This is a genomic window from Streptococcus suis, assembly GCF_002964575.1.
GTDB lineage: Bacteria > Bacillota > Bacilli > Lactobacillales > Streptococcaceae > Streptococcus > Streptococcus suis_R.
Genome location: NZ_POQQ01000047.1, coordinates 22,439 through 32,182 on the forward strand (window position 1 = coordinate 22,439; position 9,744 = coordinate 32,182).

At 40.0% G+C, this 9,744-nt stretch carries 9 protein-coding genes; 7 read left to right on the forward strand and 2 right to left on the reverse strand.

Annotation, left to right across the window (positions count from 1 at the left end; genetic code table 11):
- Window positions 1–37 precede the first annotated feature (37 nt).
- Entirely contained in the window at window positions 38–529 is a 492-nt protein-coding gene (locus C1E58_RS06165) for a GNAT family N-acetyltransferase (RefSeq protein ID WP_105209738.1), read from the forward strand.
- Window positions 530–583: 54 nt separating this feature from the next.
- Here C1E58_RS06165 and C1E58_RS06170 read toward each other — a convergent pair whose 3' ends face one another.
- A complete protein-coding gene (locus tag C1E58_RS06170) occupies window positions 584–1,324 on the reverse strand; it encodes an amino acid ABC transporter ATP-binding protein (protein ID WP_105124888.1) in 741 nt (246 codons plus the stop codon).
- Window positions 1,324–3,522: an ABC transporter substrate-binding protein/permease gene (locus tag C1E58_RS06175; RefSeq protein WP_105209739.1), complete on the reverse strand. Its 2,199-nt coding sequence runs from the start codon at window positions 3,520–3,522 to the stop codon at window positions 1,324–1,326. The genes C1E58_RS06170 and C1E58_RS06175 overlap by 1 nt, the downstream gene beginning before the upstream one ends.
- Window positions 3,523–3,706: 184 nt before the next feature.
- Between C1E58_RS06175 and uvrC the strand changes: the two genes are divergently transcribed.
- From uvrC to C1E58_RS12210, 6 genes are all read left to right on the forward strand, one after another.
- Window positions 3,707–5,488 (forward strand): excinuclease ABC subunit UvrC, encoded by a 1,782-nt coding sequence (uvrC, locus tag C1E58_RS06180; protein WP_105209740.1) that lies wholly within the window; start codon window positions 3,707–3,709, stop codon window positions 5,486–5,488.
- A 29-nt stretch (window positions 5,489–5,517) separates the two neighbouring features.
- Window positions 5,518–6,285: a hypothetical protein gene (locus C1E58_RS06185; protein WP_105209741.1), complete on the forward strand. Its 768-nt coding sequence runs from the start codon at window positions 5,518–5,520 to the stop codon at window positions 6,283–6,285.
- A gap of 47 nt (window positions 6,286–6,332) precedes the next feature.
- The gene (locus tag C1E58_RS06190; protein WP_419579957.1) at window positions 6,333–7,505 is read left to right on the forward strand and encodes an AAA family ATPase; all 1,173 of its coding nucleotides are present in this window, start codon (window positions 6,333–6,335) and stop codon (window positions 7,503–7,505) included.
- A gap of 134 nt (window positions 7,506–7,639) precedes the next feature.
- A complete protein-coding gene (locus C1E58_RS06195; protein WP_105124885.1) occupies window positions 7,640–7,768 on the forward strand; it encodes a DUF4044 domain-containing protein in 129 nt (42 codons plus the stop codon).
- 41 nt (window positions 7,769–7,809) lie between these two features.
- Window positions 7,810–9,123 carry a GTPase ObgE gene (gene obgE, locus C1E58_RS06200; RefSeq protein WP_105209743.1) on the forward strand — a complete coding sequence of 438 codons (1,314 nt, stop codon included), beginning with the start codon at window positions 7,810–7,812 and terminating at the stop codon, window positions 9,121–9,123.
- Window positions 9,124–9,556: 433 nt separating this feature from the next.
- Complete coding sequence (locus C1E58_RS12210) at window positions 9,557–9,721, forward strand: hypothetical protein (protein WP_105117801.1); 165 nt, start codon at window positions 9,557–9,559, stop codon at window positions 9,719–9,721.
- Window positions 9,722–9,744 lie beyond the last annotated feature (23 nt).

Consider the following 9,744-nt stretch of genomic DNA (forward strand, 5'->3'; position numbering starts at 1 on the left):
TTAAAATGAACTTAATGTTAATGAGAGAGGATCCGAAATGGCAATCACGGGAATTGAGCAAGCAGATATTTTAGAAATAGATAAACAGATTCGGCTTCGTAGATATGATGGGATTCATGATTTTGCTTTTGAATGGCATCAAGATTTAGAATTGGTCTGGCTCATTGATGGTGATCAAGAACGTTATAGTCTTGACTTGCTCGATCGTATGTATGATTATTTGTCTAAAAATGGCGAATGTTACTTTATTGAAATTTTTGAAGACGATCAGTTTATCCCAATTGGTGATGTGACGCTGTTTGCTGATGATTTTGCCATTGCCATTGGAGATAAGCGGTATTGGAAAAAAGGAATCGGGACCAAGGTGTTACAGCGAATGATTGAGCGTGCAAGGGAAGTCGGGCTTGACGAAATACTTGTAGAAGAAATATATGACTGGAATACGGGCTCCCGTAAACTATTTGAGAAATGTGGCTTTGAAGCTGTTGAAAAGACAAAGAAAGGTTGGTCCTATAAAAAGAATTTATAAATCATTGTGAGATGCAAAAAAGCTTTGACTGCTAGTCAAAGGCTTTTCATATATTTACACATTCAAGACCTTATCTAGGAAGTCTTTCAAACGTGGGTGTTGTGGGTTATCGAAGATTTGCTCTGGAGTACCATCTTCAAGGAATTGCCCACCATCTGTAAAGATAACGCGGTTAGCAACCTTGCGTGCGAAGCCCATCTCGTGGGTAACGATCAACATGGTCATTCCTTGCTCTGCCAAGTCTTTCATAACGTTGAGTACGTCCCCAACCATTTCTGGGTCAAGGGCAGAAGTAGGTTCGTCAAAGAGCATAATGTCTGGGTTCATAGCGAGGGCACGAGCGATGGCAACACGTTGCTTCTGACCACCTGAAAGGCTATCTGGCATAGCGTCGCGTTTGTCAGCCAAACCAACTTTTTCCAACAATTCCATGCCGACTTTTTCAGCTTCAGCCTTGTCCATCAATTTGTGTTCGATAGGAGCAAACGTGATGTTATCCAGTACAGTCATATGTGGGAAAAGGTTGAAGTGCTGGAATACCATACCAACATTTGCTCGAAAGGCATCGACATCTGTCTTAGGATCTGTCAAATCATATCCGTCAACAGTTACTTGACCACTTGTAATGGTTTCAAGCAAGTTCATGGTACGAAGGAAGGTAGATTTACCAGAACCAGAAGGACCGATGATACAAACCACATCGCCTTCATAGAACTTAGCAGTGATACCTTTCAATACTTCGTTTTTTCCATAATACTTGTGCAAGTCATGGACGTTAATTTTTAATTGAGCCATTATTTGCCTCCTTTTTCAAGATTACGAGCCAAGCGAGTTAAGAGCGTGATAACCACCAAGTAGATAATGGCAAGGATTGCATACATACGGAAGGATTGGTAGTTACGAGCGATGATGATTTTACCTGCTTGGAAGAGTTCCACCAAACCGATAGCAGAGATGATAGTCGTATCTTTCAAAGTGATAACGAATTGGTTGATGAAGTTTGGCAACATGATTTTACCAGCCTGTGGCAAGATAATCTTACGCATGGTTGTTCCGTAAGAAATACCCAAACTGCGAGACGCTTCCATTTGACCAGCAGGAACAGCCTGAATACCACCACGAACAATCTCAGCGATATAGGCACCAGAGTTGAGGGATAGGGCAATAGTACCAGCAACGAAGTCGTTAATTGGTGACTGTTGACCTGTGATAGATTCAATCAAGTTAGGAATACCCCAGAAGATGAAGGCAGCTACAATCATCAAAGGAATACCACGAACCACATCAACGAAAACAGATGCAGTTACACGGAGGGCTTTGATTGGACTAACCGCGAACATACCGAAGATAATACCGATAACAATAGCAATGGCAAATGAAAGAAGGGCAAGGCCGATTGTGATACCGAGACCTGAAAGCAACTGACCGTAGTTGTTTTTCAAAAGTCCAGCAATGGTTGTTTCGTCTACGGTTGAAGTAGTTGCACTTGTTTCTTCTGTTGCGTTGAAATATTTATTAAGAATTTCGTCGTATTTGCCAGATTCTACAAGGGCAGCCATACCGTTGTTGAACATTTCAATCAACTCAGGGTTTGTGCCTTTTTTAACAGCGAAACCGTACTCACCAGATTTTTCACCAGGGATTGGAGTTGCAAAGTCACGACCTTGTTGGATAGCGTAAAGCAATACAGCTTCGTCATCCATGAGGGCATCAATAGAGCCTGAATTCAAGCTATCATACATACCTGAAGCTTCGTCGAAAGGCTTAAGAGTGTAACCGTACTTGTCTTTGTTGCTTTCCAAGAAAGTATAGGAAGCAGTGCCGTTTTTTGCACCAACTGTTTTACCTTTCAAATCTTCGTATGAAGCAATGTCGCTACCGTTCTTGACAGCAAGAAGGATGTTTGATGAATAGTAAGCATCTGAGAAATCAAAGATTTCCTTACGAGCGTCCGTGATAGACATACCAGCGATAACCGCATCAGCTTGTCCAGCCTGAACAGCGTTCAAGGCTGCATCAAAGCCAGGGTTTTGAATGGTAATAGTAAAACCTTGTTGTTCAGCGATAGCCTTAATCAATTCCATATCAATGCCGACATACTGACCAGTTTCATCCTGGTATTCAAATGGGGCAAATGATGAATCAGCAACGATTGTGTAGCTTGATTTTACCGGTGTTGCCTTTGCAGTGGCGCTACCAGTCAAGCTAAGACGAGAAGAGTAGTCAGTCGTTTCAGCAGAAGCTGTTGTTGCTCCCAACCACTTGTTCATGATTTGTTGGTAAGTACCGTCTTCCTTCATAGCAGCAAGGGCCTTGTTGAAGTCTTCTACAAGGTACTCATATTGGCTGCCCTTTTTAACAGAGAAACCAAATGAACCAATCGCTTCTCCAGCGATGTCAATGCTAAGGTCTTGCCCTTTTTGGATAGCGTACTGGATAACGGCTTCATCATCCATAACAGCATCTACTGCACCAGCAGAGAGACTGTTATACATCAAATCACCTGTATCAAAGGTTTTAATGGTGTAACCGTACTTGTCTTTGTTTTCCTCAAGGAAGGCTTGAGCAGCTGTACCATTTTTTACCCCAACTGTTTTACCTTTGAGGTCTTCGTACTTAGAAATCGTGTTTGACTTGGTTGTAGCAATAACGATTTTGGTATCGAAGTAAGGATCAGAGAAGGTAAAGACCTTCTTACGTGGTTCTGTAATGGTTGTACCAGCCATAAGGGCATCGGCAGAACCAGCTTGAACTGCGTTGACAGCTGCATCAAAGCCAGGGAATGAATGGTTCATAGTCCAGCCAGAACGCTTCGCTACTTCATTGATAATATCAACGTCTAATCCTTTGTAAACTTGGTCTGAGTCTTTAAACTCGAATGGTGCGTAGGCATTATCGAAGACAATATCAATGGTATCGTCAGCCTTAACACCTGTAAAAATAAAGAATATCGGCAGTATAGTTGCCAATAACATGAATAGTTTTTTCTTCATTTTCATACTCCTTCTATATAAAATAACTGTCCTAGTATATCACAATCTGAAAAATATTGCAAAAACTACCAATTAGTCATGTAAGAAAACATGACATCCAAGGTCATTAAATTGTGAAAAAATTTAATATTTTTAAGAAAAATGTCTAGTATCTGATTGAATAAACTTGTGATACAATAGTCTTATGAACGATTTAATCAAGCACAAGTTGGAGCTGCTTCCGGACAGTCCAGGTTGCTACCTCCATAAAAACAAGTACGGAAAGATTATCTATGTGGGCAAGGCCAAAAATCTGCGTAATCGGGTGCGGTCTTATTTTCGTGGTGCCCATGATACCAAAACAGAGGCTTTAGTGTCAGAGATTGCCGACTTTGAATTTATCGTGACGGATTCCAATATCGAGGCCCTCTTGCTGGAAATCAATCTAATTCAAGAAAACAAGCCTCGCTATAACATCATGCTCAAGGATGACAAGTCTTATCCTTTTATTAAAATTACCAAGGAACGTCATCCACGACTGATCATTACACGACAGATAAAAAAGGATGGTGGTCAGTATTTTGGTCCCTATCCAGATGTGGGTGCGGCCAACCAGACCCTCAAACTATTGGAGCGTCTGTATCCTTTCCGCAAGTGTAAATTGCCTGAGAACAAGTATTGTCTTTATTATCATTTGGGGCAATGTTTGGCTCATGGAGAAAAACTGCCCAGCCTGTCTGACTATGACAAGATGAGTAAGGAAGTGGCCCAGTTCTTGACAGGGCATGATGATAAGATTGTCAAGGAAGTGCAGGACAAGATGAAGACGGCAGCTGCTAATCTGGAATTTGAAAAGGCTGCGGAATACCGGGATGTCCTGCAATCCATTTCCACCCTGCGGACCAAGCAACGTGTGATGGCTCATGACTTGCAAAATCGAGATGTCTTTGGCTATTATGTGGACAAGGGCTGGATGTGTGTGCAGGTTTTCTTTGTTCGGCAGGGGAAACTGATTGAGCGGAATGTCAATCTTTTTCCATACTATAATGATGCGGACGAAGATTTTTTGACCTACATCGGTCAGTTTTACAGGGACCAGCAACATTTGATTCCTTCAGAGGTCTTGATACCGCAGGATATTGACCAAGAAGCCGTAGAAGCTCTGGTGGATACCAAGGTCATCAAGCCCCAGCGTGGTGAGAAGAAGCAGCTCATCAATCTGGCGACCAAGAATGCGCGTGTTAGTCTGGAGCAGAAGTTTAATCTGTTAGAGAAAAATCTGGAGAAGACCTACGGTGCTGTGGAGAATATCGGTCAGCTTTTGGGGATTCCGACGCCTGTGCGGATTGAGGCTTTCGATAACTCCAACATCATGGGGACCAGTCCTGTGTCGGCTATGGTGGTCTTTGAAAATGGGGTGCCTAATAAAAAGGAATACCGCAAGTATAAGATTAAGACGGTGGAGGGACCAGATGATTATGCTTCCATGCGGGAAGTGTTGCAGCGGCGGTACAGTCGGGTGCTGCGGGACGGTTTGACACCGCCTGATTTGATTATCATTGACGGTGGTCAGGGGCAAGTCAATGTCGCTAAGCAGGTTATCGAGCAGGAGCTGGGGATGTCCATTCCCATTGCAGGTTTGCAGAAGAATGACAAGCACCAGACCCACGAGTTGCTTTTTGGCAATCCGTTGGAAGTAGTTGAGTTGCCCCGTAATTCTCAGGAATTTTTCCTCCTGCATCGAATTCAAGATGAAGTGCACCGCTTTGCCATTGAGTTTCACCGTCAGGTTCGGTCAAAAAATTCCTTCTCTTCAAAATTAGACGGCATAGAAGGCTTGGGACCAAAACGCAAACAGGCGTTAATGAAGCATTTCAAGTCTATTAGCAATATCCAGTCAGCCAGCCTGCAAGAAATCGCAGAAGCTGGTGTGCCTTACAAGGTGGCGGAGAAGGTGAAGGAAAAGTTGAGTGATTTTTTGGGATAAAATAGCATTATTTCTTATAGGAGAATAAGATGTTGAGTATTAATTCGCAATTACTGATGACTAGATCAGAAAAGTTATTAGAATTTCTTAATGACTATCCAAATTTTATTGCAAGAAAATGTCAAGAGAATAAATCTAAGGATAATGATGTCTTGAAAACTTTAGTTGATGGAAAGAACGCCAATTCTTCAGAGATAACTAATTTTAAAAAGTATGTGTTACAGGTTGTAGAAAAAAATTTACCAGAAATTACAGAGCTAGTAAGGAAAATAAAACTACTCATCAATATTTTGAAAGATAACTCAATTTTTGAAGATGGAGCAATTCCTGACATAGAGTATGTACTTGAAAGTCAGTTGGATAAATTAAAAAAAGACTATTTAATAACCACTATTGAACCGAATCCAAATAAAAGAATACAAGAAGAAGTCTATTTTGTTTTATTTTCTAAAGAAAATATTGAAGAACTTATTAAAAATGTTCGTGAGAACTTAAATGAGTTAGTTAATCGACACAGAAATTCAATTTTACTTTCTGAACTTTTCGACTCTAATACTAAATGTTTAATTGTTGGAAAAAATGGCTCTGGCAAATCGACATTGGTAGAGAATTTAAAACAAGATCGATTAAAGAGGACTTTGGTTTTACCTGCAAGAAAAAATCTTATGTTTTATTCAGATGTTGAAGAAATAAATCAACCAGAGCTTTTATTAGAAAAAAATCAAAGTTTTTCCCTTAAATCCTCCGAAACTCAGTTATTCAAAGATCTTTCGTATAGACATTTTTTTCAAATTTAATACGAACTCTAGTTGCAGAGGAACATTATTCCAAAATTAATGGAAAAATATCGAAACTAGAACAAATTAATGCTGTTTTCAAAAAGATATTTCCAGAATTTTTATTTGTGTCAGAACCCTATAAAAGAAAAATATTAGTGTCAAAAAACCAAAGTGATTTTTACGAAATAAATAATTTAAGTGATGGTGAAAAAAGTATATTTTTTTATATTGCGAATATTGTATTGGCCAAGGAAAAGACAGTAATTGTTGTAGATGAACCTGAGACCCATTTGCATCCCTCTATTTGTAGTAAACTCTGGGATGAATTAGTAATGGAAAGAAGAGATTGTTATTTTATTTTCATATCTCATGATATAAATTTCATTGCTAGTAGATCCGATGCAACTATTTCTTGGTGTAGGCAGTATAGCAACTCATTTAAATATGATATTGTTACAAATATTAATGAAGATTCTATTACAAGAGATATTTTTGTGTCATTGCTAGGGAGTTCAAAACCAATTTTATTTTGCGAGGGTAACTTAGAAAGCCTTGATTATAAACTATTTAATATTTTATATTCTGATAAATATACTATAAAACCTGTTGAAAATCATTTGAAAGTAATTGAATATACTAAGATAATTAATAACTCTGATTTAAAAATTGGTAATAGCCAAGCAATAGGGATTATTGATAGAGATTTTAAGGACGAAGAACAATTAGAAGAGTATAAAAAAGATCAGATATTCTGTTTGCCGGTCAATGAAATTGAAATGCTATTTATGTATCCGGAAATTATTAAGAGTGTGATTTCTTGGCGAGATGATTGGCAGAATTTACTAGAATCAATTTTAACAGCTGCTAGTGAAATGATGAGGCTTGATAAAAATATTGAATTAATGAGTACAGAGTATTGTAACTATAAGTTAAGTCAGGTTATTAATCTAAACAAGGCAAAAAATGAGTTTGATTTGTTACGAAATAAAGCATCTATTATTGATGAAGTGGAAAAAATTTCGAATATGTACTCCAGACGAAAAGAATTTCTTACTAATATCTTTGCTTCAAATCAATGGGAAGATAAATTGAAATATTGTAGTTTGAAGCGAAAAATTACAAAAGAAATTATGAATAAATTTGAATCCGAGTATGTTGACAGAGCACTCTCGCAGATTCGAAATTCTACGGAAATTAAAAATTTTTTAAAGAATAGAATTGCCTTACCTGTGGAATAATGTTAAAAAAATTATGTTCATTGACAAAGGTGAGTGATTTTTAGTAGTTGGGTTGGTTTCCTCTCGGTATGAGAATTGCTTACAATCATAAATTGTGGTAAAATAAAACGATATTGCAAAATAAGGAGAAAGCTATGGCTTTTGGTGAAGTAAAACATAAGAAAACATTTTTTGAGAAAGTGACGATTATCATCGTTATCGTGATGGTGCTAGTAACCTTAGCTGGTTTGATTTTGCCAGCTATCAACGTATTGATGAACTAAACGCTTCTAAGCGTTTTTTTCTAGGAAAGAATAGGTAAATTATGAGTATGTTTTTAGATACGGCCAAGATAAAGGTCAAGGCTGGTAAGGGTGGCGATGGCATGGTGGCCTTCCGTCGTGAAAAATATGTCCCAAACGGCGGTCCTTGGGGCGGTGACGGTGGTCGTGGTGGTAATGTCGTCTTTGTTGTTGACGAAGGCTTGCGTACCCTCATGGATTTCCGCTACAATCGTCGTTTTAAGGCTGACGATGGTGAAAAAGGGATGACCAAGGGCATGCATGGTCGTGGTGCGGAGGACTTAATTGTTCGAGTTCCACAGGGGACAACTGTCCGCGATGCAGAAACTGGTAAGGTGATTACGGACTTGGTAGAGCATGGCCAAGAATTCATCATTGCCCATGGTGGTCGAGGTGGTCGTGGAAATATCCGCTTTGCGACACCAAAAAATCCTGCTCCAGAGATTTCTGAAAATGGAGAACCAGGTGAGGAACGTCATTTGGAATTGGAATTGAAGGTTCTTGCTGATGTTGGTCTTGTAGGTTTTCCCTCTGTTGGTAAATCAACCCTGCTCAGTGTCATTACGGCAGCTAAGCCAAAAATTGGTGCCTACCATTTCACAACCATTGTGCCAAACTTGGGTATGGTTCGGACTAAATCTGGTGAGTCATTTGCAGTTGCTGACCTTCCAGGTCTGATTGAAGGGGCAAGTCAAGGTGTCGGTCTTGGAACTCAGTTCCTTCGCCACATTGAGCGGACACGTGTTATCTTGCATGTCTTGGATATGTCAGCAAGTGAAGGTCGAGATCCTTACGAAGATTATGTAGCCATCAACAATGAGTTGGAAACCTACAATCTTCGTCTCATGGAACGCCCGCAGATTATCGTTGCCAACAAGATGGATATGCCTGATGCAGCAGAAAATCTGAAAGAATTTAAGGAAAAATTGGCAGCGAACTATGATGAATTTGACGAACTGCCACAGATTTTCCCAATTTCAGGGATTGCCCACCAAGGTTTGGAAAATCTCTTGGAGGCAACAGCAGAATTGCTAGAGAAAACGCCAGAATTCTTGCTTTATGATGAATCAGATTTCCAAGAGGAAGAAGCTTACTATGGCTTTAACCCAGATGAGCCAGAATTTGACATCAGCCGTGCAGATGATGCTAGCTGGGTTCTGTCTGGTGACAAGCTCGAAAAACTCTTCACTATGACCAACTTTGACCGTGACGAATCTGTCATGAAATTCGCCCGCCAGTTGCGTGGCATGGGTGTTGACGAAGCCCTCCGTGCCCGAGGAGCCAAAGACGGCGACACCGTCCGCATCGGCAAGTTCGAATTTGAGTTTGTTGATTAGTGAAAAAGTCCAGTGGACTTTTTCAGCCCGAGCCTGAAAACTCGAAAGCGAGGTAAGCAGTTTGACTGCAAGTTAACTTGCTAGTCAAACTACGCCAAGTCCTAGGGGACCTTGGCTAGCTACCTTACTAACTTCACCCAAATGGTAGTATCGACCATTTGGGTTCCGTGTCGTAACGTTGGAACTGCCTCTAAGTCCTAAAGGACTTGATGTAGTACGGTAGCCGCTATGGCGGACTACCTACCAACCTTCTAATTCCGTACAGGCAGTAACATCGACTGCCTGTACTCCATGTCGTAACACATCCGATAAGTTGGCATGGATTTAACTGGGGAACTCGAAGGCGAGGTAGTCTTGGAATAGGCTGTTTCAGTTGCTTGCTTTAAACTTGGACGAGTAGAAAATAAGTAATGATAGAAATTTGGAGGTGTCTATGGGTGATAAACCGATATCCTTCAAGGATAAGGATGGAAATTTTGTTTCTGCAGCAGATGTTTGGAATGCTGAGAAATTGGAAGAACTTTTTAACACGCTCAATCCCAATCGTAAATTGCGCTTGGAAAGAGAGCGTATAGCCAAAGAGAAAGAAAATGAGTAAAGTTAGAATCTGCTGGTGTATTT

Coding starts and splice junctions, on each gene's coding strand:
- C1E58_RS06165 (WP_105209738.1), top strand. CDS start 38: ATGGCAATCACGGGAATTGAGCAAGCAGATATTTTAGAAATAGATAAA.
- obgE (WP_105209743.1), top strand. CDS start 7,810: ATGAGTATGTTTTTAGATACGGCCAAGATAAAGGTCAAGGCTGGTAAG.
- C1E58_RS12210 (WP_105117801.1), top strand. CDS start 9,557: ATGGGTGATAAACCGATATCCTTCAAGGATAAGGATGGAAATTTTGTT.
- C1E58_RS06170 (WP_105124888.1), bottom strand. CDS start 1,324: ATGGCTCAATTAAAAATTAACGTCCATGACTTGCACAAGTATTATGGA.
- C1E58_RS06175 (WP_105209739.1), bottom strand. CDS start 3,522: ATGAAGAAAAAACTATTCATGTTATTGGCAACTATACTGCCGATATTC.
- uvrC (WP_105209740.1), top strand. CDS start 3,707: ATGAACGATTTAATCAAGCACAAGTTGGAGCTGCTTCCGGACAGTCCA.
- C1E58_RS06185 (WP_105209741.1), top strand. CDS start 5,518: ATGTTGAGTATTAATTCGCAATTACTGATGACTAGATCAGAAAAGTTA.
- C1E58_RS06195 (WP_105124885.1), top strand. CDS start 7,640: ATGGCTTTTGGTGAAGTAAAACATAAGAAAACATTTTTTGAGAAAGTG.